Source organism: Cyclobacteriaceae bacterium (genome assembly GCA_025808415.1).
Taxonomy (GTDB): Bacteria; Bacteroidota; Bacteroidia; order Cytophagales; family Cyclobacteriaceae; genus UBA2336.
Genome location: CP075525.1, coordinates 854,621 through 877,293, shown reverse-complemented (window position 1 = coordinate 877,293; position 22,673 = coordinate 854,621). Strand labels below are relative to the sequence as shown.

Genomic DNA, 22,673 nt, shown 5'->3' with positions numbered 1-22,673 from the left:
TCATTTTAAAATTGTTACAGATGGCTTACTTTTGCACACTTTCGGGGCGTAGCGCAGCCCGGTAGCGTGCTTCGTTCGGGACGAAGAGGTCGCTGGTTCGAATCCAGTCGCCCCGACAACTCCTGACTTGTGGTCAGGAATTTTATTAACTAACTGCTCCAAATGGACATACAGCAAATTCCCCTGAACGATTTACATGTAAAACTTGGTGCCAAAATGGTACCTTTTGCCGGCTTCAATATGCCGGTACGCTACTCCTCCGATATTGAAGAGCACATGACCGTTCGAAACGGGGTGGGTGTTTTTGATGTTTCGCACATGGGCGAATTTACCGTAAAAGGACCAAAAGCCTTAGATTTAATTCAACGTGTTACCAGTAACGATGCTTCTAAATTGGTGGATGGTCAGGCACAGTACTCTTGTCTTCCGAATGATAAAGGCGGGGTTGTTGATGATCTGATCGTTTATAAAATAAAAGATGAAGATTACTTGCTGGTAGTGAATGCCGGTAATATTGAGAAAGATTGGAACTGGATTTCGCAGTACAATACGCAAGGCGCAGATCTGAAAAACATTTCGGATGACATCTGCCTGTTTGCCGTGCAAGGCCCCAAAGCGGTAACCACATTGCAAAAATTAACCAGGACAGATTTAAGTACGATCAAATACTACCACTTTACACTTGGCGAATTTGCAGGCGTGCCTGATGTGATTATGTCGAACACGGGCTACACCGGTGCGGGTGGCTTTGAGATTTACGTACATAAAAACCACGCTGAAAAAGTATGGCATGCCATTTTTGATGCCGGAAAAGAATTTGATATTAAACCCATCGGATTAGGGGCACGCGATACGTTGCGTTTAGAGATGGGCTTCTGCCTTTACGGCAACGACATTGATGATTCAACATCGCCACTTGAAGCGGGCCTGGGATGGATCACAAAATTCACGAAAGACTTCACCAATTCCGCCAACATCAAAAAACAAAAAGAAGAAGGTGTAAAGAAAAAATTGATTGGGTTTAAAATGATTGATAGGGGCATTCCCCGTCACGATTACCTGATTAAAGATGCCTCCGGTAATACCATTGGAAAAGTAACCTCCGGAACCATGTCTCCTGTATTAGGCATTGGTATAGGGTTAGGATACGTTACAATCGAACTATCATCGCCCGGAAGGGAAATATTTATTGATGTGAGGGGACGGGCGCTAAAAGCGGAAGTTTGCAAGACCCCCTTTGTCTGAACCATGATCGGTGTGATATGTTTGATCCTTCATGATAAAACCTGAATACAAATATTCCGAGCTTACAGGAAAAATCATTGGTTGTGCCATGGAGGTTCATAATATCTTAGGTAACGGATTTCAGGAAGTAATTTATCAGAGAGCTTTAAGCTTGGAGTTCATACTACAAACCATTACACACGAACGTGAATATGAAATGCCTATTTTCTATAAGGAAAATCATATTGGCACACGCAGGGTTGACTTTTTAGTTGAGGACAAAATAAGTGTAGAGATAAAAGCATTGATCAAGCTAGAACCTGTTCATCTTGCACAGGCCATTAATTATTTGGAGGCATATAACCTGGAAGTAGGTTTACTTATTAATTTCGGAAACACGAAACTTGATTTTCATCGACTACAGAATAAGAAATTTATTCCATCATGATTATCATCAATATCAATCAAATCAAAGTTCTGACAATATGAAGACTATTGATGTTTGTCTTAGTCCGGATTTAATGCACCTGTATCCTGTAAATGATCGGACCGTTGTGGTAGTGGATATTCTGCGTGCTACATCGTGCATGGTCACTGCCCTGGCACATGGGGTGCAAAGCATACGGCCCTTTGCCAACCTGGAAGAATGTAAGGCCATGAAGATAAAAGGTTACTACACTGCCGGTGAACGCAACGGTGAAAAGGTTGAAGGGTTTGATTTCGGTAACTCTCCTTTTGAGTACATGGCGGATAGCCTGAAAGGACAAAAAATTGCTTTTACTACAACCAACGGCACGCAAGCCATTGCCAAATCACAAGGTGCTAAAGAGATCATCATTGGGTCATTTCTTAATCTTTCAGCTGTTACCGAATATCTGAAAAAAGGAAAAGATAGCGTGTTGGTGGTGTGTGCCGCGTGGAAAGGGAAAGTAAACTTAGAAGACACGCTGTTTGCCGGTGCATTAGTCGAAAACCTGAAAAATCTCGTTGAACCGGATTGTGATGCACCCCTTGCGGCACAGCGCTTATATAACCTCGCCAAAAAAGATATGGTGGATTTTTTAAAGGATTCCAGTCACGTGAAGCGATTGAACCGATTGAACATTCATAAGGACATTGAATTTTGCCTTACGCCCGATCAATACCAAATAATTCCTAAACTTGTTGATGGAGAGTTAGTGCGAGCATAATAATGCCAACTCCCTGATCAAATTTAATCTTTCAATTTTGGATTCTGCTGGTGACGGTCTTTATCGCGCGTATTCTTCTTTTCGATATTCTTTTGAAACGCTTCCGTGAGATTTACTCCAGTTTGATTGGCCAGGCAAATCAACACCCATAATACATCGGCCATCTCATCCCCAAGGTCTTTATTCTTGTCGCTTTCCTTTTCAGATTGCTCACCATACCTGCGAGCGATGATACGGGCCAACTCCCCTACTTCTTCGGTAAGCATAGCCATATTGGTCAGTTCGTTAAAGTACCGCACACCAATGGTTTTTATCCACTGGTCGACTCGTTGTTGCGCTTGTTCGATAGTCATATTTTTAGACGTAAATAATTAGACACAAGTAGCAAGACACAAGTAGTAGGATTATCTTTTTTGTCTTGCTACTAACTTTTTCTGTCTTACATCTACTCAAATTTCTCAAAATCAATATCCATAACTTCAAATTTCTGCCAACCATTGAAATCGAAATGCCACCATTCAGAGGCATTGACTTTAAAGCCATGCTTGTGCATGACAGAAATTATCAGGTCGCGGTTCTTTTTAATTAGCGGATCTTTTACCGGTGTAGAAGGCCAGGCCTCCTTCTTGAAAGAATCGTATTCAGTGGGCATTTTCAATTCTTCACCTGTCTTTAAATCAACTAAGGTCATGTCAATAGCACAACCGCGGTTATGCCGCGAGCCTTTGTAGGGTGAGGCCACATAGGTTGTATCGCGGTATACTTCATAGAATTTTACAGTTGCCGAATAAGGGCGATAGGCATCATAGATTTTTATTTTAACGCCATGTCGCGAAAATTCTTCCTGCGCTTTTTTCAAGGCTTCTGCCACAGGTTTACGGGCATAGGCTCTGGGAAGATTATAGATTACTTCACCAGTAAAATTATTGGTTGTTGCGTAACGGATATCCAGCACAATACCCGGAATAAATTTTTCCAGGTCGATTAATTCCTTTTCAGGATTGGCCTTTACTTGTTGCTGATACTGTTCAAGCGTTACCGGTGTAAGTCCGTATTTATACTGCGCTTGCAATAGAACCGGAAAAGAGATAAGAAAAAACAGAACGTACTTCATACTTTATTCTTTGTATCGATAACTATGGTAACCGGGCCATCATTGACGAGAGCAACTTTCATATCAGCCCCAAACTCACCACACATAACAGGCTTACCTAATGTAATTTCTAACGTCTTGATAAATTTCTCATACATCGGAATAGCAAAATCGGGTTTAGATGCTCTGATGTACGAAGGTCGGTTTCCCTTCTTCGTGCTTGCATGCAATGTAAACTGACTCACCACCAGTATATCGCCACCATCGTCTTTCACGCTTACATTCATTACCCCATCGGCATCGTTAAAAATGCGAAGGTTTACAATTTTGTTGGTAAGCCACTCGATGTCTTCATCGGTATCGGCATCTTCAATACCCAGTAATACCAATAAACCTTTTTGAATGGACGATTTGATGGTTTTATTTATTTCAACAGAACAGGAAGAAACGCGCTGGATGACGGCTATCATAATCCCAAAAATAATAAAACCTTCAAGGTCTTAAAGACCTTGAAGGTTTATAGAAAGGTTTAAAAATAAGAGTTAATGTTTTCTATTGAGCTGTTCCTGAAGCCGGAGCACCTGCAAGGCAAGTTGATCGGTTAGTGATGAAACTACAATGTCACCTTCAGGAAGTTTAGAGGAGTAATAGCCGCGCACACTCCAGATTTCCAGTACATCGGTAGCAGCGATAGCATAAGGCTCGTATTGCCGGTTATCTGAAACGAGCAGGAGCTTTCCAGGATCATCATCAAAGCGAAAAACCCGTTTGAATACAATGCCTTCCTGCTGGGTTACCAAAACGTAAGGCTTTCCGTTTTTTATAGCATCCAGGTTTTCCACATACTCACCAAACAAAACAGAGCCCGGTTGAACAGGCAGCATAGAGTCGCCCTGAATTTCGAAAGCACGATACGTTTTGTTTTTTGGCAAAACCGGAAGATTAATTTTTGGAAGTTCCGCTATGAACTCAGTATCTTGATAGCCGGCCAGGTAGCCAGCAGATGCCTTTTGAGAAACAAGCTCTACGTTTTCTTTACCTGATGGATCAACGGTAATGGCCAAAACTTCCTTTTCTGAAGCAGATGATTTCCATTCCTTTTCGGGGAGCTTGCTTAAATCTTTTCGTGTAAGCACATCCATGCTCACTTTATATATGCTGGACACGTCCAACAGCACATTGAGTGGCGGTGTGGCACGTTCTTCTTCATACGCCCCGATAACGGATTGCTTCAGCCCAAGTTTTTCAGCAAACTGCTTTTGGGTGAGTTCGTGTTTGAGTCGGAGGTGTTTGAGGTTCTTATTGACGATAGTCATATGCTATAAAGATTTAGAGTTATAACCACCCGATGCTCGGGCAATTATACACATTGAAGTCCTTCGGACTTCTTGGTTAACAATAAGTGGAAGTGGAAGCCCGAAGGGCTTCAATATGCCCAACCACGAGTGCAGCTCGTGGTAAAAAAAGAAAAGTCCAACCAACCCCGAAGGGGTTGAATGTACCACCCTACAACAAATATCACTCATCAAACTCAATTTCATGTTCCGCTAACAATGCCTTATACTCATCAATAAAGTCCGGATTTCTTGATTGCTCACGATAAACTGAAGCACGAAGGGCTTCAATGTGCCGAACCATGAGAGAAACTCATGGTTATGGGAAAAAATCCTGCACAACCCCGGAGGCCTGCCTGCCGGACAGGCAGGGGTTGAATGTCGTAGCTTATTATAATAAATATCGCTCATCAAACTCAATTTCGTGTTCCGTTAACAAAGTCTTATACTCATCAATAAACGATTTCTTTTTATGATGCTCCTTTTGGTTTTTAATGTAGTTAATAATCCGATCACGACTGCGTACTGAGCATGTAAATGCACCGTATCCTTCCTGCCATCCGATAAAGGCCGGGAATTTACCACTCTCCTTCATCCAAATACTGGTGGATACCTTGATGTCCTTTACAAAATCGGCCAAGGATACAGATGGATGCAGATCAGACAGGATGTGGATGTGGTCTTCTACTCCGTTGATGCGGTAGAGTTTACTTTTTTTGTTTTCGATTACACCGGAGATGTACTTGTACAACTCTTCGCAGTGTGCTTCTGCAATTGTAGGATGACGGTACTTGGTACCGAAGACGATGTGGTAATATATCTGACGATAGCTACTCATTATGCACAGTCAACCCCTGCCTGTACAGCAGACAGGCCTACGGGGTTGGGTGATTACTTTGTTTACGTACCATCCGATACTCGGATGGTTAGGCACAGTCAACTCCTTCGGAGTTGGGGTTATGCACATTGAAGTCCTTCGGACTTCCGTTATCATATACTGCCAATAGCTCGAGACTCTTCCAATTTACCACACTCCCCGCGTGAGGGATGGAAGCGGAAAGCCCACAGCGAAGGGGCTGGCTTGCGCGCTGGAGCGAGGACTTGCAGCGAACAGCCCGACCCCGATAGCCCGTGCGATGGCTTGCGCGCAATCGGGGACACGCCCAAAACATCCGACATGATATCCTACCCATTTCTCATTTTATAAAAGGAATGTGAAGTATCCCGAAAAAAATCCGGGGTACCCACAATTCCAGTGCGCTATGGCAAGCGATATACAAAACTAAAATATTTAGTTTAATACTAAAACTATATACTAATGTTTTTAGTTAATATCGCACTGTGGACAGAAACATTATACATCTCGATTTGGACGCCTTTTTTGTGGCCGTAGAGTGCAAAAAGCATAAGGCGTTAAAAGGAAAACCTTTGATTATTGGCGGCCAGAGCCGCAGGGGCGTGGTGGCTGCCTGTAGTTACGAGGCGCGCAGGTTTGGGGTGCACTCAGCCATGCCCATGTACCTGGCCATGCAACTCTGCCCCGATGCGTTGGTGATTTCGGGCGATATGGAGGCGTACAGTAAAAACTCGCACCTGGTTACCGAAATCATTGCCGACTCGGTGCCGATGTTTGAAAAATCATCCATTGATGAGTTTTACATTGATGCCAGCGGCATGGATAAATTTTTTGGCGCGTTTAAATGGGCAAAGGAGTTGCGCAGAAAAATTATTCATGAAAGCGGCTTGCCGATTTCACTGGGCATGTCGGTAAACAAGCTGGTGTCGAAAGTAACAACCAATGAGTTTAAGCCAAATGCCGAAAAGCAGATACCTGCTGGTGAGGAAAAAGAATTTTTGGCTCCCTTAGCCGTAGAAAAAATTCCAATGATCGGGAAGCAGACATCGGCCTTCTTATATGATATGGGTGTGCGCACGGTAGCCACGCTGTGCGAGATGCCGCTGAAGTTTCTGGTGAGCGCGTTTGGTAAGAATGGCATTTCGCTATGGAATAAAGCGCACGGCATTGACGATTCGCCCGTGGTGCCGTACAGCGAACAGAAATCCATTTCAACAGAGTGTACCTTTGAGAACGATACCATTGATGTAAAGCGATTAAAGTCGATACTAATTGCGATGGTAGAAAAAGTGGCATTTCAGTTACGCGAGCAGAAGAAACTCACTTCGTGTGTAACGGTGAAAATACGTTATGCGAATTTTGATACGGAGACCAAACAAATACAAATTCCATACACCGCGTCTGATCATGTGTTGCTGCATACCGTAACACAACTCTTCGATAAACTCTACAACCGCAGGATGCTGATACGCCTGGTGGGTGTACGTTTAAGCGGGCTGGTTCATGGCAACCATCAGATCAGCCTGTTTGATGATACGACTGAAGGCATTCGTTTGTATGAAGCCATCGATAAGATCAAACACAAACACGGGGTAGAAAAACTGGTGCGCGCCACCACCCTGGGTGTAGGCCGCAGGGTGCGGATGGAAATGAACATGTTTAAAGGAAATTTGAGATGAAAACAGGCAGGGATATTATGTTGACACAAATTGTCAAAAACCGGAATTATGTTCGTACTATGAAAACAACACGAACCATGAGAACAGCAGTGATTAAAACCCAGAACCCCGTACAGGAATTATTTTTTATGATTGCTCCACCCCGGCACATTGCCAGTGATGTGGCGGTATTGAAAGATGATGTGCACTACCTGATCGGGCACGACTTTGATGATCGCCTTTCAAAGGCGCATATCTCGCTGTTCAAGTATACAGGAAAGCACACCGAAGACATGCTGGAGTTTGTAGAAGAAAAAGCTGCTTCGTTTGAGGCCTTCAATGTGTTCCTGAAAGACTTCAATGTGTTCTATAACGGTTCGAAGCGTACTATTTACATGGATATTGTGAACAAGTACCCGATCAGGGAAATTTTTGAAAACCTGGTGAAGGAAGACCGTGATTTCACACCAAGTATCACCATTGCCAAAAATCTTTCTTCAGAAGATTTTTTAAAATGCTGGCCATACCTGAAAGAACTGAATTACAGCAACCAGCATTTTCTGTGCGACAGGATTACGGTGCTGGCACGTAATGGTAAAAAATGGGTTCATTATAAGGATATATGTTTTGGAAAATAAATTGGTTTGTTATGACACAAACCAAGGTTAAAGGAAATAACTTATCACCAGCTGTGTCTGTAACTCATCTCTTGTCTGTGTCTTAAATCACCGGTCTGTGTCCTCACAGACCGGTGATCAGACAAACAACATGAATATTCAACAATTAAAATATGGAACCCGAAATTCAAAGATGCTTCTGAATGAAGTGTACTTCTGGACGGATACAATAAAAGATTGGAACAAACTTCTTGAAGATGATCGCTACAAAATGATCATCATTAATTGTTGGAAAGAACTAACCATCCGAAAAAAGATTTGTATTTACGGATTTGTTATTATGCCTAATCACCTGCATATTCTGTGGGAGATGCTTGATCAGAATGGAAAAGAAACACCTTATGCCAGTTTTAACAAATTCACAAGCCATCAATTTTTGGGTAGTATACGTGAGCAGTCTTCGAAAAAACTGAGCGTATACCAGGAAATTACCATTGAACGCAACCATCGCTTCTGGCAACGCGATCCGCTTGCCATTAATATAAAGTCGCGGCCAGTTGCGGAGCAGAAACTGGATTACATCCATTTGAATCCATTGCAGGGGCATTGGAGTTTGGTACGAAAACCGGAAGATTACAAATGGTCTTCTGCAAGGTTTTATGAGACCGGGGAAGATGAGTTCGGAATCATTACCCACTATCGGGAAAGATTTTAACTCCGTGATCTATGTCCCTGATCTGTGTCCCTACAGATCATTAAAATTTTGACTGTGAGATGAATAGCAAATAAATGGAAATGGCCTGTTAGTCATTGTTCGAAAGTTAAAAAGACTGGAAGGAAGATCTGAAAGGTCTGTGAGGACACAGACCTTGAGGACACAGACCTTGAAAATAAAGACACAGACCAAGAAAAGACAACCATGGCCTGTGAGGGCACAGGCCAATGATTAAAGACACAGGCCAATGATTAAAAATGTTTCTCAACTGCCATACCGCCTTCAGTTTCAAATACGGCACGCTGCCGGTAGAGAAGCTTTTTGATGAAGCACGCAGGTGTGGAGTACACAAGCTGGTGCTCACAGAAATCAATAATACCGCATCGTACATTGAAATGCTGCGGCTGTGCGAAGAGCGGAAACCCGGTTCGCCCCTGGCCGCAGATAAAATGTATGATCTGGAGATTGCCGTAGGGATTGAGTTCCGGCAAGGTCATGAATTGTTGTACATCACCATCGCGCAAAACAACAACGGATTTGAAAAAATCAACCGGTTTCTCTCCCATCACAACCGCGAAAGCAAAAATCTGCCAGAACGCGCACCGGAAATTGAAAATACATTTGTCATCTATCCGTTTGGTAAAACAGAACCTGAACGGTTGCGTACCAACGAATTCATCGGGGTGCGCAAACACCAGCTTAATCAATTTGCTTTATATGCGGCCCGGAAAGAATTCCCTGAAAAATTCGTCATCCTGCACCCGGTAACATTCTTCTCCAAAACCGACTTCAATACACACCGACTGTTGCGCGCTATTGATAACAATACATTGCTAAGTAAACTTCCTGTACACGAACAGGCGCACCCTGAAGAAGTGATGATGAGAGAAGAAGAACTGGAATTTTATTTCCGCGCTTATCCGGAATTGATCCGTAACACTAAAAAACTTATTGACCAGTGTTCCATTCATTTCGATCTGAAAGAAGATAAAAACAAAAAAACGTTGTTGGGTTCACCATGGGCCGACTGGGATTTTTTAGTCACCCAGGCCTGGGAAGGTTTTCAAAGCCGTTATGACGTGAGCAACCCAGCGTTACGCGAACGCTTTGAACGTGAATTGAACATCATCAATCAAAAAGGTTTTTGTGCGTACTACCTCATCGCCTACGACCTCATTCGTTTTGCCAAAGAGCGGGGCTTCGAATACGTAGGCCGTGGCAGTGGAGCCAACAGTGTGGTGGCATATTGCCTGGGCATTATCAACGTTGATCCGATTGAACTTGATTTATATTTCGAACGGTTCCTCAATGTGGAACGCTCCTCCCCTCCCGATTTCGACCTGGATTTTTCGTGGGATAACCGTGATGAAATATACGACTATCTTTTCCGAACGCACGGACCGGATCATGTTTGCCTTCTCGGTACACACGTTACTTACCAAAAACGATCGGTGCTGCGCGAACTCGGTAAAGTATTCGGTTTACCGAAAGCTGAGATTGATGCGATCGTAGATGAACCGCATAAACATAAAAACCGCGACCACATCACAGAATTGATTTTCCGGTATGCCGATAAGATGAAAGATCTTCCTGCCAACATCTCCATCCACGCTGGCGGGGTACTGATCACCGAAAAACCCATTTATGCTTATACTGCCCTTGAACTTCCACCGAAAGGCTACCCGGTTTCGCATTTTGAAATGCACAATGCCGAAGACATGGGCATCTACAAATTTGATATTCTGAGTCAGCGGGGATTAGGCCACCTGAAAGAAACCGTAAAACATGTAAAGCGAAACCAGGACATTGATGTTAACATTCATCGCTTCAGTGATTTTAAAAAGGATGAAAAAATCAAAGACCTGATGCGCAACAGCAAGGCGATGGGCTGCTTTTATGTAGAGTCACCTGCTATGCGCATGCTGTTGGGCAAACTCCGTTGCGATGATTACCTCACACTGGTAGCCGCCAGTTCCATCATTCGTCCGGGTGTGGCCCGCTCGGGCATGATGCGTGCCTACATTGAACGTTTTCATGCCGTGCGAAATGGTGGTACATACGAAGCCATTCATCCCCTAATGGATAAACTGATGAAGGAAACTTATGGCGTGATGGTGTACCAGGAAGATGTGATTAAGGTGGCACACCACTTTGCCGGGTTAACCTTAACAGAAGCCGATGTGCTGCGCAGGGGCATGTCGGGGAAGTATCGTTCGCGCGAAGAGTTTAAGCGTGTTGAAGATAAGTTTTTTGAGAATTGTCGTGCGCGCAATTATCCCGAACACATTATTGAGCGGGTGTGGTATGAAATTGAAAGTTTCTCAGGCTATTCGTTTGCCAAGGGCCACTCAGCCAGTTACGCTGTGGAGAGTTACCAGAGTCTGTACCTGAAAGCACACTACCCGCTGGAATTCATGGTAGGCGTGATCAACAACTTTGGTGGTTTCTACAAAACAGAGTTTTATTTTCATGAAGCCCGCATGAGTGGCGCCACCATTAAAGCGCCTTGTGTCAATAAAAGTGAGTACCTTACTACCATCTACGAAAAAGAGATTTATATCGGATTTATTCATTTGAAAAGTCTGGAGACAAAGGTAGCGCAACAAATTGCTGTTGAACGAAAACAAGGTGCCTACCGCAGCCTGAATGATTTCTTGCGCAGAATACCCCTCGGATTGGAACAAGTACGCATACTCATTCGGATGGGTGCGTTCCGGTTTACCGGAAAATCAAAACAAAAATTATTATGGGAAGCCATGCTGTATTGCAGCAACACAAAAACCAAAAACAGGAATACATCTGAATTATTCGATACCGAACCCAGCGAATACCCATTACCGGCACTACAACGAAACGAACTGGAAGATGCCTTTGATGAAATTGAGTTGCTGGGCTTTCCGTTGTGTGATCCGTTTAAACTGGTTGCCACATCAAATTTTGGCGACACAAAAGCTATTGAGCTTTTAAATAAAATAGGTAAAGTAGTGACCATACTCGGATATGTGGTAACCACCAAAAACACCGGTACTGTAAAAGGTGAGCTTATGCATTTTGGCACGTTCTACGATCAGCAGGGCGAAGTATTCGATACGGTGCATTTCCCGGATGTTGCCAAGAAGTTTCCCTTCCGGGGAAGGGGATTTTATTTCATCAAGGGTAAAGTGGTGGAAGATTTTGGAATCGCAACGATTGAAGTAAGCTCTATGGAGAAAATTCCGCTGATCAATAAAAAGGAATTACCGTATGAACCGCTGCACCATACGCAACCAAAAAATTCTGACCCAGCTGCATTACACGTGTCCCCCTGAGCCTGTCGAAGGGTGACTATCCAAGTGTCATGCTTCGGCCAAACTCAGCATGGCATTACATTAAAACTGCTGAAGTTCTTTCGATTCGTGAATGAATTTCCCTTTGGAATTTAATTTCGCCATGTGAAGCATTGCCCTGGCTACTTTTACTGAATCAATGGCCTTGTATTTTAACGGGATCAAAAACCCTAAAGCTTGATACACAACGGTTGCTGCTCCTTCACCTGCGCGTTTCTCGGTACGCTCTCCTAACAACAATGATGGTCGCAAAATGTGGTATGACTGGAAACCAAGTTCATCGATAGCTTGCTCCACTTCACCTTTTACACGATTATAAAAAATCCCGGATTTAGCATCGGAACCCAACGCAGTAATGATCAGGTATTGCGATGCTCCCTGGTTCTTCGTCAACTTGGCCAACTCAAGCGGATAATCGTAATCCACTTTCCGAAATGCTGCCTGACTGCCCGCCTGCTTAATCGTGGTTCCCAAACAACAAAAAACATCATTGGCCTTCAACTGATTATGGTGCTCGGTCAAGGTGTTGAAATCGGCTACAATATTCTGAAGTTTGGCGTGCTGGATATCCAATGGCTTTCGGCTAATGGCCTTCACAACTGTGTAATCCGAATCTTCCAGCAACAATTCAAGCAATTGCTTTCCAATCAATCCGGTGGAACCGGCCAACAGCGCTGTTCTCATGAAAGCTTCAGATTGGATTGCTCCCAGATCAGAAACTTATCGATTTCCGTTTGAACGGAGCTGTACACCCACAATAAAATTGAAAAATCATCGGTCAACCCAACCACCGGAGCAAGATCAGGTATAAGATCGAACGGGTTTACGAAATAAATGATAGCCGCTAAAATCATAGCGATTGTTTTCCATGGAATGGTCCGGTAGCTGCCATTCGTATATGATTTGATGAGCCGAACCAATACATCGAGTTTGGACTTTGCTTTCCGAAAACTCAAATCCTTTTTATTCATGCGGCCCACCTTAATGGTCAGTTGCGAAAGCAACATGGCCATGCGCCCATGCCGACCGAAGAAGCCGGAAGCCTGGCGTAAAGCCGATTGATAAAAAATGTTGGTCATGTTAAAAGGTTTGTTGTATCTCCCGCTTTATCTCCACCAGCGCATGTGCAATGGAGTCGGGTTTGCTAATCATCTTTTCAAATATCTTTTTCGACAGATCCAGGCTGGTAGCCTCTTGCCCCATTTCCGATGCAGCTTCATTAATCGTTACTACCAAATCCTCCTTCGCATTGCGTACAAGTTCCCAACTGCTTTCGCTCATGAAAATCTGTTGCGATACGTTGTGGTTATACTCATTCCGTATTTCGCTCAATAAAACCTGGTGAAAATCGCGTGCAGGCACCGGCCCAGGGTTCAGGCGTACTAACAAATTTTGCGGGCTGATTCGTTCCAGGAACAGGCACATTCTTTCATAGGCCTGCAAGCGCAACGGCAGCACCGTTTCAATGCTGCGGCTTCGGATTTCAAGCTTTTTCAGTTCAATTTCCTTGGCCAGGAACGACCTTACCAACAGGTATGCCGCATACAACACTAACGAAGCGGGGATCAGAATCTTGCCAAAATCAATAAGCGCATCCATAGAATTAATTTTCACCAAAAAGTGTTGAAAATTACTAATTTTAACCATCATTATGGAAAATAAACTTAAAGAGCATCTGCTCGAAATAGCCAAAAAAATTACTGATGACACCCGTCTCGAGGATGTGTATCAGCAATTATCGCTCCTTGCAGATATTGAAGAATCCGAAAAAGAAGAGGCAGCCGGACAAACTTTAACCCACGAAGAAGTTATTTCGAAATCTGGTGAATGGTTAAAGTAATATGGACAAAGCGTGCTTTCCGGCAATTTGAAAGAGCCATTCGCTACATTCGGGAGGATCAAGGAATTTATTATGCAAGAATTGTCCACTCAAAAATTATTGATGCTATAAGCCACCTTGAAATGCACCCATTTCTTGGGGTACAAGAGCCAGTATTAGTACATAAAAAATCTGATTACAGGTTTATCGTTGTTTGGAGTTATAAAATTATCTACAGAGTAGATTCAACTCATGTAGTAATTGCCAGAATATTTCACACTTCACGGAACCCGAAAAAACTACCAGGCGTTTAAACGTCATGATCAATTTTCAACCTGTAACCCTAACCCCAAAAGCTGCTGAAGAAGTCCGCAAAATCATGCAGACAAAAAATATCCCTGCCGATTACGGTTTGCGGGTTGGAGTTCGTGGTGGAGGTTGTGGGGTTTCCCTGCTCATCGGGTTCGACAAAAAAAAGGAGAACGACCAAAGCTATACCATTGAAGGCATACCGGTTTTGGTAGACAAGCGCCACACCATGTACGTAGTGGGCAAAGAAATTGATTTCTATGAAGGCGATGAAGGTCGGGGCTTCATGTTTACCGATCCGAAAGCAACCACCACAGAGGCTTAAAATCAGCAAGTTTCAGGTTTTCCAACTAATCATAATCCATCACTTTTACAGCATAATCAAACACGTACCTTTATGCTGTTGATCAGTCAGGAACACCATATTAATTACCAGCGCATTGCGCAGGCCATCGAATACCTGGAAAAAAATGTTCACCGTCAGCCGGAATTAGATGAAGTTGCCGAACAGGTTCACTTATCACCCTTTCACTTCCAACGCATCTTCACAGAGTGGGCAGGTATCAGCCCGAAAAGATTTTTACAATTCCTGACTACCGATTTCTTAAAAAAGAAATTACAGGAGAGCAGAAATCTTGAAGAGTTAGCGCAAACAGCCGGGCTCTCAGGACAATCACGCGTGTATGATTTATTCACAACCCTGGAAGCAGTAACACCACAGGAATATAAGTTACGTGGCTCAGGCATTCAGATTGAATACGGATTTCATGAAACGCCTTTTGGCAATTGCCTGATTGGCGTAACCGAACGGGGCATTTGCTGGCTTTCATTTATAAGTCTGGATGAAGACGGAAGACATGAACTGGAAAAAATGAAGGAACATTGGCACAATTCAGTTTTTCATCAAAACCAAAACTTAACGATTGAATTCGTTGATAAGATCTTTAACCGCAAAAACAGTAATCAAAGTAAACTCCATTTATTCGTTAAGGGTACAAACTTCCAGATCAAAGTGTGGGAAGCGCTATTAAAAATCCCGATGGGCGATATAACCACATACCAGGATATTGCCGAGAGAATATCAAACCCGAAAGCCATACAGGCTGTAGGTTCAGCAGTAGGCTCAAATCATATTGCTTACCTGATTCCCTGTCATAGGGTTATTCGTAAAGATGGTATTCTTGGTGAATATCGGTGGAGTGCCATCCGCAAGAAAAGCATTATTGGCTGGGAGATGGCCAACACTGGCAGTTGATAATACGCTGAAGAAATTCTTGTTATCTTAATGGCTTAACCAGACCATTTTGAATCTGCAAAGTTTTTTCTCCAAACTCAATATAATTTTTCTTCCCGGCATCATTCTTCAATCGGTGTTGATTGGTGGCGGGTATGCCACCGGGCGCGAGATCGTAGAGTATGGTGGCAAGTTTGGCGCCAACGGATGGATGAGTGGCCTGGCCATCTTCTTTGGGTTCTCTTTATTGGCGATTTTATCCATTGAAGCATGTCGCCAATGGCATGTTTATGATTACAAATCATTACTTAAAAAATTAATCGGCAGATGGTGGATCATTTACGAAGCAGTGTATCTCTTAGGTGCAATTTTGGTAATTGCAGTGATGGCTGCGGCAGCCGGTGAAATTCTACATAATACACTCGGCTTCAATCAATGGGTTGGCGTGATCATTATCATCATTGTGGTGGGTCTTCTCAATTACTATGGCGATGAAACCATTGCACGCATGGAAACCATTGGCACCCTTGCACTGTTCGCAGCTTACATTATTTTCTCCTTCACCATTTTCATCCAAAGAGGTGAGGCCATTGCAGAAACATTTCAGCGCTGGAATACGGATTTGTCTGATACTTCCTCAGTCTGGATTGTATTGGGGACGGGGGTGTTGTATGTTGGCTATAACCTGGGTGTATATCCTTCGTCCTTTTTTACCTATCGAGGTATTCAAACAAAAAAACAAAGTGTTATGGCCGGGTTGATTGCCGGGATACTTATGACCGTTCCCTGGTTTCTCACTTACTTTGCCATCATGGCCTATTATCCTGACAAGGATATTTTGGAAGCTGCGGTACCCTGGCTGGCCATGTTAACTTCATTTCACCCTGCATTCATAATTGTATTCAGTATTGTTGTGGGCTGGACGCTTATTGAAACGGCTACAGGAATGATCCATGGCTTCATCGGTAGGATTGAAGAAGAGAGCAGACAGCGGGGTAAGCCATTAAAGAGGCTTACAAAAGCATGGATTGCGTTAAGCGCTTTACTGGCTGCCTTGATTTTATCACAGGTTGGCATTATCGACCTGGTGGCAAAAGGCTATACCATAATGGCTTACGCCATGATTGTCGTGTATGCCGTTCCGTTACTTCTGCATTCCGGCAAACTATTGATCAACAAAACCGATGAATCAACGTAAGTATACCAAAACCTGATCTTGCTACCCTATGGAAATAATGTACAATCATCTTTCAAAAACCCCGAACAGGACAAGCAATGGTTCGAAAGCTGGGTAAAGCGACTTGTAGTCAATAAACACATCACCTCTCCCCCAACACCCTCACATATGCCTGCTTATAATGCTTAATTAAATTCTGCCAGTCGAACTCGGCTGAGTGGTTCTCCACTTTGTTGCGCTGCATGATGCGCTCACGCCTGGTCTGCTTTAAAAAGTCGTACAATACATTGGCCAACTGAATAGCCGACCATTCAAAGCTTCGCTTGCCGCGTTCAATCACGTAGAGGCCGTACTGCGAAGGATCGTTGGAATGGCGCAAAATATAGTCACCAAAACCGGAGAGGTCGCTGGTAACAGCCGGCACACCGCTGGCCATACACTCCAACGGAGTGTATCCCCATGGCTCATAGTAACTTGGAAATATTCCCAAATGGCAACCGCGAACAAACTGACTGTACTCAATACCAAACAACGGGTTGGTGGCATTGATGAAATCCGCATGGTAAACAATCTTTACCTTGTCGGCAGGATGGTTGAGCATGTTGTTTTTGTACACGTACTGCAAAATGTCATCACCTTGTTCGTCCACCAGTTTGTGCGTGAAAACCAATGGCAGGTTACTGCTCTTCCACGATTGTATGGTTCTGCGGTAACGCAGTTTCCAGTATTCATCCACAAAATCGCTCAGGTTTGGCAGGCGATGGTCCTGGCTGGTAGTACTCGCATAAAATAAACGCCTGCCAATTTGTTTTTGTATGGCCTCACAGGTTTGGCGCACCTCCTCCATCACGGCCCGCGATTGCAGTACTTCGGGTTTAATGCTGTAGTACTCGCGCTTGGTTACAAAAAACATCACTACCGTTACATCGGCACCGTCTTTTTTCAGTTGATCATTGAGCAATTGCAATGCGCGCAACGTTAAATCAAATCCCTTGTTTTTATACTCGTACCGGCCTGAAGTGAAGAAGTAAATGGTCTTATCCAGATCGAACGAGTAGGATTGAAAAAAATGACCCATTACAAACTGGTTGATTTCTTCTTTGTATTGCGCATGCAAATTTTGAAACTCATGCAAGGCCACAAAGCGTTCAATGTTCAAACCATTGGGCAAAATAATTTCGGGTATACGTTTTAATAAGTGCTTACACTCCCGGGCAGTAACATCGCTTACCGTGCTCAGCATGTCCGCGTTGTTGGCACAGGCAAACTCAATTCTTGCTTCGGGTTCAATGCCAAATTTGGGTGCTTCCAGTTCCCACTTAAAAAATGGAAGGTGCGCATAAAACTGGGGCGAGTTAATGGCCAGGTGCCTGCCAAGCTGAGTGGCGTGCGTAGTGAAGATGGTTTTAACCGGTAACTTCTTATGTTTGATATCCAGAATGGGCAAACCGGCCATCCATTCATGAAAATGCGCGATCACCGGGTGATCCTTATCAGCAAATTGAATAAACGTTTCAATAAAGAGGGAGGTGAGGTAACTGAAAGCAATAACACGGTTTATCAGCGCATGATCTTCCGGAGTGGGTATGCCATATTCTTTGAAGAGATGGTAACGGATCAATCGCAATTTTTCCGGTGCTATGCTGTCGGGATTCAACAAAATTACCTTGGGCCTTCCGGTAATCAGCCATTCGGCATAGTAAGCCTCAACACCCTGATCGCGCAAGTGCTGAATCGTTAACCCAAAGGCATCGCTGGAATCTTCAAAAGGTTCAATTTCAGCCAGTATATTTTTTGAAACATATGGTCCAATAAGGCAATACGGGCCATTCCTGTGCTTCATCATGGCCGGAACTTTTGAACGTATTACCGTATAAATTCCGCCTACCTGGTTACAAACCTCCCATGCAACTTCCAGTAAGGTTGCTTTTGGAAAATCGTTCGATTCATCACGCTTCTTTTTTGGCATAGATTATTTCTTTCTAAGTCAAAATGACTGCAATTGCTTTCTAAAGCTAAAAATTTAATGACAAAAATTCCTGAAACCGGATCAAACTTTCACTGGATTATGTTTTGTGCTCAAGCGCGCTGAGAGAATACGATTATGAACTTCGAGAAATACACCATTAAATCACAGGAGGCCCTACAGAAGTCGGCCGAGATTGCCATGGGTTTGCAGCAACAGGCTATTGAACCCGGGCACATCCTGAAAGCCATACTTGAAACAGATGAAAATGTAGCCTCTTATTTGGTTAAGAAACTGGCTATCAATAAAGCTTTGCTGGATACCAAACTGGATGAGTTACTGAATTCCTATCCAAAAGTATCGGGCCAGCAACCATACTTGTCTTCGGCAACCAATGCCTTGTTGCAGCAAGCCGAAAAAGAATTGCGTGAATTTAAAGACCAATACATTGCTGTGGAGCATTTGTTACTGGCCTTGTTGGCGGGTAAAGATAAAGCCGCTTTGCTGCTGCGCGATGTTGGCTTTGAACGCTCAGCACTCGTAAAAGCAATAAAAGAATTGCGCGGTGGAAATACAGTAACCGATCAAAATGCCGAAGCGAAATACAAATCGCTGGAACGTTATTCAAAAAATTTAAACGAACTGGCCAAAAAAGGGAAAATCGACCCGGTAATTGGCCGCGATGACGAGATCAGGCGCGTGTTGCAAATCCTTTCGCGCAGAACAAAAAACAACCCGATCCTTTTAGGCGAACCGGGGGTTGGTAAAACCGCTATCGTAGAAGGCCTGGCACAACGCATCGTGAATGGTGATGTGCCCGAAAACCTGAAAACGAAAATCATTGTATCGCTGGATATGGGCTTGCTGGTGGCAGGCGCCAAATACAAAGGCGAGTTTGAAGAGCGTTTGAAAGCTGTTATAAAAGAAGTAACCGATTCAGACGGGCAGATTATCCTGTTCATTGACGAAATCCACACCTTGATCGGGGCCGGAGGCGGTGGCGAAGGTGCGATGGATGCCGCTAATTTGTTAAAGCCTGCTCTTGCCCGTGGTGAACTTCATGCCATTGGTGCCACCACGCTTAAAGAATACCAGAAGTATATCGAAAAAGATAAAGCGCTTGAGCGCAGGTTCCAGGCGGTAATGGTGGATGAACCTTCTACCGAAGATTCTATTTCCATACTGCGCGGTATTAAAGACAAATACGAACTGCACCACGGGGTGCGCATTAAAGACGATGCGGTTATTTCCGCGGTTGAATTATCCAGCCGTTACATCAGCGATCGTTTCTTGCCGGACAAAGCTATCGACTTAATGGATGAGGCTGCTTCGAAGCTTCGCCTGGAGATGGATTCGTTGCCGGAAGAGCTGGATGAACTCAACCGCAGGATCATGCAACTGGAAATTGAACGTGAGGCTATACGCAGGGAAAAAGACAAAGAGAAAGAAAAAGTTTTAAGCAAAGAGATTGCCGACCTTACTGAAGAGCGCAACGCCCTGAAAGCGAAATGGGACAGCGAGAAGGAAGTTGTACAAGGTATTCAAAAACAAAAGGAAGTTATTGACAAACTGAAGTTTGAAGCAGAGCAAGCTGAAAAAGCAGGTGACTACGGCAAAGTGGCCGAGATCCGCTATGGTAAAATAACGGAAGCAGAAAAACGTCTTAATGAATACCAGCTTCAAATAAAGCAAATGCAGGGCGATAAATCGTTATTGAAAGAGGAGGTAGACAGCGAGGACATTGCCGAAGTTGTAGCCCGCTGGACTGGCATACCGGTTTCAAAAATGCTGCAAAGCGAGCGTGAGAAACTATTGCACCTGGAAGAAGAGCTGAGCAAGCGCGTGGCCGGACAGGAAGAAGCCATACAGGCATTAAGCGATGCTGTACGCAGAAGCCGTGCGGGGTTGCAAGACCCGAAACGCCCTATCGGTTCGTTTATCTTCATGGGAACAACCGGGGTAGGTAAAACCGAATTGTCGAAAGCACTGGCCGAATACTTATTCAATGATGAACACGCCATGGTGCGCATTGATATGAGCGAATACCAGGAGCGTCACAGTGTAAGCCGATTGATTGGCGCACCTCCGGGCTATGTAGGATATGATGAAGGCGGTCAGCTAACGGAGGCTATTCGAAGAAAACCTTATTCGGTTATTTTATTGGATGAAATTGAAAAAGCGCATCCTGATGTGTTTAACATTCTGCTTCAGGTGTTAGATGACGGAAGGTTAACCGACAATAAAGGTCGGGTAGCGAACTTCAAGAATACAATCATTATCATGACCACCAATATCGGTTCGCACATTATCCAGGAGAATTTTGAAAAAATTACCGATCAGAACTATTTCGAAATACTGGAAGATACGAAAGCGGAAGTACTGTCGTTATTGAAAAAGTCGGTAAGGCCAGAGTTTGTGAACCGCATTGATGAAATTATCATGTTCCGTCCGTTGAGCCGTAGGGACATCCGCAAAATTGTGGACATCCAGGTTGACCTGGTACGCGCCCGCCTGGAAGAGGCCGGAATAAAAATCGAGGTATCGGATGAAGCCCGTGAGCGACTGGCAAAAATCGGTTACGACCCACAATTTGGGGCACGACCGCTGAAGCGTGTGATGCAGCGTGAAATACTGAATGAGCTCTCCAAACAGATCTTGTCCGGAAAAGTTCATAAAGACTCGATAATTTATGTGGACCTGCGAAACGAAAATGAATTTGTTTTCGAGAACCTTGAGGACGCTGACGTTGTTAATGAAATAGATTAAGGATTGGTAACGCTCCGTGCCGGGCCACCCGGCAACTCCCCTCCGGAGCAATTCTGCGAAAGCAAGGATTGAGGGTTTGGTTAGAGGGGTTTGGTTGAATGCCCCGCCCGGGAAACCTGGCGGGGTTTTTCTTTTACGGCCGTGAATGAAAAGTTTTTCCATCTTTGCATGGATTCCTTTACGGCATGAACATATCAGTAAACCGCCTTCTGTTTATTCTTTTTCTCTTCAGCGCAACAGGTCCAACATTTGCCCAGGGCGACATCTCCCCATCGCCATATTTTTCGTATGGCAAAGGCTTGGGCATTATTTCACCGGATAGCGTTTTCATGCTCAACATCCGCTTTCGCATGCAAAACCGTGCGGCCTTTTTAACAGAGAGTGATACTGATTTATCGATAGACCAGGTGGAAGCACGGGTGAGGAGGTTACGGCTTAGGTTTGATGGCTTCATTTACACACCCAAACTTTACTACCTTATTCAGCTTGCTTTTACGCGGGCCGATATGGATTTTGATGATACCGGGTTTCCCAATGTAGTCCGCGATGCCATGATCATTTACAGCTTCAATGAAAACTTTTCTATCGGCCTCGGGCAAACCAAGCTTCCGGGAAACCGGCAGCGTGTTAATTCTTCGGGCGACTTACAATTGGCTGACCGCTCTATCGTCAACTCCATCTTCAACATTGACCGTGATTTTGGTGCGCAGTTTTATTATAACAATTCCATTCAAAAATTTTATTACGTTTTCAGGGCAGCTGTTTCATCCGGTGAAGGAAGGAATATCAATGCATCCGACCGGGGCCTGGCCTATACCGGCAGGGTGGAATTGCTACCCTTCGGAAAATTCATGAACGGTGGTGATTATTTTGAAGGCGACCTGGTACGCGAAAAAAAACCGAAACTATCCATAGGAACAACCCTGTCGAAAAACATGAATGCCATCCGCACCGGTGGGCAGTTGGGCAGGTTTTTATATGAGCCCCGCGATATCGAGACCTTTATGTTCGACTTTCTCTTCAAATACCGGGGCTGGGCTGCGACCTCCGAATTATTAAGACGCAATACATTTGATCCCATTACCATGAATACCGATGGCGACCAGCGTTATGTATATGTAGGCCATGGGGAGAATTACCAGGCCAGCTACCTTTTTAAAACTGACTACGAACTTGTTGGAAGGTTCTCCCGTGTACGGCCCAATCCGGAAATCCAACTGTTAACACCTGAGGTTAAACAATTTACGTTAGGCGTAAATAAATATATACGGGGGCACCGCTTAAAATTACAAAGCGATTTAACGTACGAGCAAAACAACTGGATGAAGGGAAATGTAGTGGATTTTAACCGTTGGCAACTCAGGTTTCAGATCGAGGCCGGCATTTAAG

23 protein-coding genes and 1 tRNA gene are annotated in these 22,673 nt (G+C 44.1%); 15 read left to right on the top strand and 9 right to left on the bottom strand.

Annotated elements, in window-relative coordinates; genetic code table 11:
- Positions 1–42: 42 nt before the first annotated feature.
- The 4 genes from KIT51_04085 to KIT51_04070 all read left to right on the top strand — a co-directional run bounded on the left by KIT51_04085 (position 43) and on the right by KIT51_04070 (position 2,414).
- Positions 43–116, top strand: a tRNA-Pro gene (locus KIT51_04085).
- Positions 117–162: 46 nt separating this feature from the next.
- Complete coding sequence (gcvT, locus tag KIT51_04080; protein ID UYN87455.1) at positions 163–1,245, top strand: glycine cleavage system aminomethyltransferase GcvT; 1,083 nt, start codon at positions 163–165, stop codon at positions 1,243–1,245.
- A 31-nt stretch (positions 1,246–1,276) separates the two neighbouring features.
- Positions 1,277–1,672, top strand: a complete 396-nt coding sequence (locus tag KIT51_04075) for a GxxExxY protein (GenBank protein ID UYN87454.1) — start codon at positions 1,277–1,279, stop codon at positions 1,670–1,672.
- A 37-nt stretch (positions 1,673–1,709) separates the two neighbouring features.
- The gene (locus tag KIT51_04070; protein UYN87453.1) at positions 1,710–2,414 is read left to right on the top strand and encodes a 2-phosphosulfolactate phosphatase; all 705 of its coding nucleotides are present in this window, start codon (positions 1,710–1,712) and stop codon (positions 2,412–2,414) included.
- Between the two features lie 23 nt (positions 2,415–2,437).
- On the opposite strand, the gene KIT51_04065 is transcribed toward KIT51_04070, so the two are convergent.
- The 5 genes from KIT51_04065 to tnpA all read right to left on the bottom strand — a co-directional run bounded on the left by KIT51_04065 (position 2,438) and on the right by tnpA (position 5,679).
- On the bottom strand, positions 2,438–2,767 hold the full coding sequence (locus KIT51_04065) for a nucleotide pyrophosphohydrolase (GenBank protein ID UYN87452.1): 330 nt from the start codon (positions 2,765–2,767) through the stop codon (positions 2,438–2,440).
- A gap of 92 nt (positions 2,768–2,859) precedes the next feature.
- Positions 2,860–3,528 carry a M15 family metallopeptidase gene (locus KIT51_04060; GenBank protein UYN87451.1) on the bottom strand — a complete coding sequence of 223 codons (669 nt, stop codon included), beginning with the start codon at positions 3,526–3,528 and terminating at the stop codon, positions 2,860–2,862.
- Positions 3,525–3,977, bottom strand: a complete 453-nt coding sequence (gene dtd / locus KIT51_04055; protein UYN87450.1) for a D-tyrosyl-tRNA(Tyr) deacylase — start codon at positions 3,975–3,977, stop codon at positions 3,525–3,527. The genes KIT51_04060 and dtd overlap by 4 nt, the downstream gene beginning before the upstream one ends.
- Positions 3,978–4,049: 72 nt before the next feature.
- Positions 4,050–4,823: a LexA family transcriptional regulator gene (locus KIT51_04050; GenBank protein ID UYN87449.1), complete on the bottom strand. Its 774-nt coding sequence runs from the start codon at positions 4,821–4,823 to the stop codon at positions 4,050–4,052.
- Between the two features lie 409 nt (positions 4,824–5,232).
- Positions 5,233–5,679, bottom strand: a complete 447-nt coding sequence (gene tnpA / locus KIT51_04045) for an IS200/IS605 family transposase (GenBank protein ID UYN87448.1) — start codon at positions 5,677–5,679, stop codon at positions 5,233–5,235.
- A 503-nt stretch (positions 5,680–6,182) separates the two neighbouring features.
- On the opposite strand from tnpA, the gene dinB reads away from it, so the two are divergent.
- From dinB to KIT51_04025, 4 genes are all read left to right on the top strand, one after another.
- A complete protein-coding gene (dinB, locus tag KIT51_04040; protein UYN87447.1) occupies positions 6,183–7,376 on the top strand; it encodes a DNA polymerase IV in 1,194 nt (397 codons plus the stop codon).
- A 77-nt stretch (positions 7,377–7,453) separates the two neighbouring features.
- A complete protein-coding gene (locus KIT51_04035; GenBank protein ID UYN87446.1) occupies positions 7,454–7,993 on the top strand; it encodes a 2'-5' RNA ligase family protein in 540 nt (179 codons plus the stop codon).
- A 172-nt stretch (positions 7,994–8,165) separates the two neighbouring features.
- A complete protein-coding gene (locus KIT51_04030) occupies positions 8,166–8,687 on the top strand; it encodes a transposase (protein ID UYN88492.1) in 522 nt (173 codons plus the stop codon).
- A 257-nt stretch (positions 8,688–8,944) separates the two neighbouring features.
- Positions 8,945–11,995 carry a DNA polymerase III subunit alpha gene (locus KIT51_04025; protein UYN87445.1) on the top strand — a complete coding sequence of 1,017 codons (3,051 nt, stop codon included), beginning with the start codon at positions 8,945–8,947 and terminating at the stop codon, positions 11,993–11,995.
- A gap of 60 nt (positions 11,996–12,055) precedes the next feature.
- Here KIT51_04025 and KIT51_04020 read toward each other — a convergent pair whose 3' ends face one another.
- From KIT51_04020 to KIT51_04010, 3 genes are read right to left on the bottom strand one after another with little or no spacing between them, the layout of a single operon-like run.
- Entirely contained in the window at positions 12,056–12,697 is a 642-nt protein-coding gene (locus KIT51_04020) for an oxidoreductase (protein ID UYN87444.1), read from the bottom strand.
- Positions 12,694–13,092 (bottom strand): DUF1232 domain-containing protein, encoded by a 399-nt coding sequence (locus tag KIT51_04015; protein ID UYN87443.1) that lies wholly within the window; start codon positions 13,090–13,092, stop codon positions 12,694–12,696. Before KIT51_04015 ends, KIT51_04020 begins: the two co-directional genes overlap by 4 nt.
- A gap of 1 nt (position 13,093) precedes the next feature.
- The gene (locus KIT51_04010) at positions 13,094–13,612 is read right to left on the bottom strand and encodes a hypothetical protein (protein ID UYN87442.1); all 519 of its coding nucleotides are present in this window, start codon (positions 13,610–13,612) and stop codon (positions 13,094–13,096) included.
- Between the two features lie 49 nt (positions 13,613–13,661).
- Between KIT51_04010 and KIT51_04005 the strand changes: the two genes are divergently transcribed.
- From KIT51_04005 to KIT51_03985, 5 genes are all read left to right on the top strand, one after another.
- The gene (locus KIT51_04005) at positions 13,662–13,853 is read left to right on the top strand and encodes a hypothetical protein (protein UYN88491.1); all 192 of its coding nucleotides are present in this window, start codon (positions 13,662–13,664) and stop codon (positions 13,851–13,853) included.
- A complete protein-coding gene (locus KIT51_04000) occupies positions 13,841–14,146 on the top strand; it encodes a type II toxin-antitoxin system RelE/ParE family toxin (GenBank protein UYN87441.1) in 306 nt (101 codons plus the stop codon). The genes KIT51_04005 and KIT51_04000 overlap by 13 nt, the downstream gene beginning before the upstream one ends.
- 5 nt (positions 14,147–14,151) lie before the next feature.
- On the top strand, positions 14,152–14,466 hold the full coding sequence (locus tag KIT51_03995; protein UYN87440.1) for an iron-sulfur cluster assembly accessory protein: 315 nt from the start codon (positions 14,152–14,154) through the stop codon (positions 14,464–14,466).
- Positions 14,467–14,538: 72 nt separating this feature from the next.
- A complete protein-coding gene (locus KIT51_03990) occupies positions 14,539–15,396 on the top strand; it encodes a methylated-DNA--[protein]-cysteine S-methyltransferase (GenBank protein UYN87439.1) in 858 nt (285 codons plus the stop codon).
- Between the two features lie 49 nt (positions 15,397–15,445).
- Positions 15,446–16,573 (top strand): hypothetical protein, encoded by a 1,128-nt coding sequence (locus tag KIT51_03985; protein UYN87438.1) that lies wholly within the window; start codon positions 15,446–15,448, stop codon positions 16,571–16,573.
- Positions 16,574–16,694: 121 nt separating this feature from the next.
- Here the strand turns inward: KIT51_03985 and KIT51_03980 are convergent, their stop codons facing one another.
- Positions 16,695–18,521, bottom strand: a complete 1,827-nt coding sequence (locus tag KIT51_03980) for a glycosyltransferase (GenBank protein ID UYN87437.1) — start codon at positions 18,519–18,521, stop codon at positions 16,695–16,697.
- Positions 18,522–18,656: 135 nt separating this feature from the next.
- Here KIT51_03980 and clpB point away from each other — a divergent pair, with 135 nt between their 5' ends.
- Positions 18,657–21,284: an ATP-dependent chaperone ClpB gene (clpB, locus tag KIT51_03975; protein UYN87436.1), complete on the top strand. Its 2,628-nt coding sequence runs from the start codon at positions 18,657–18,659 to the stop codon at positions 21,282–21,284.
- A 185-nt stretch (positions 21,285–21,469) separates the two neighbouring features.
- Complete coding sequence (locus KIT51_03970; GenBank protein UYN87435.1) at positions 21,470–22,672, top strand: porin; 1,203 nt, start codon at positions 21,470–21,472, stop codon at positions 22,670–22,672.
- The last annotated feature ends 1 nt before the right edge of the window (position 22,673 follow it).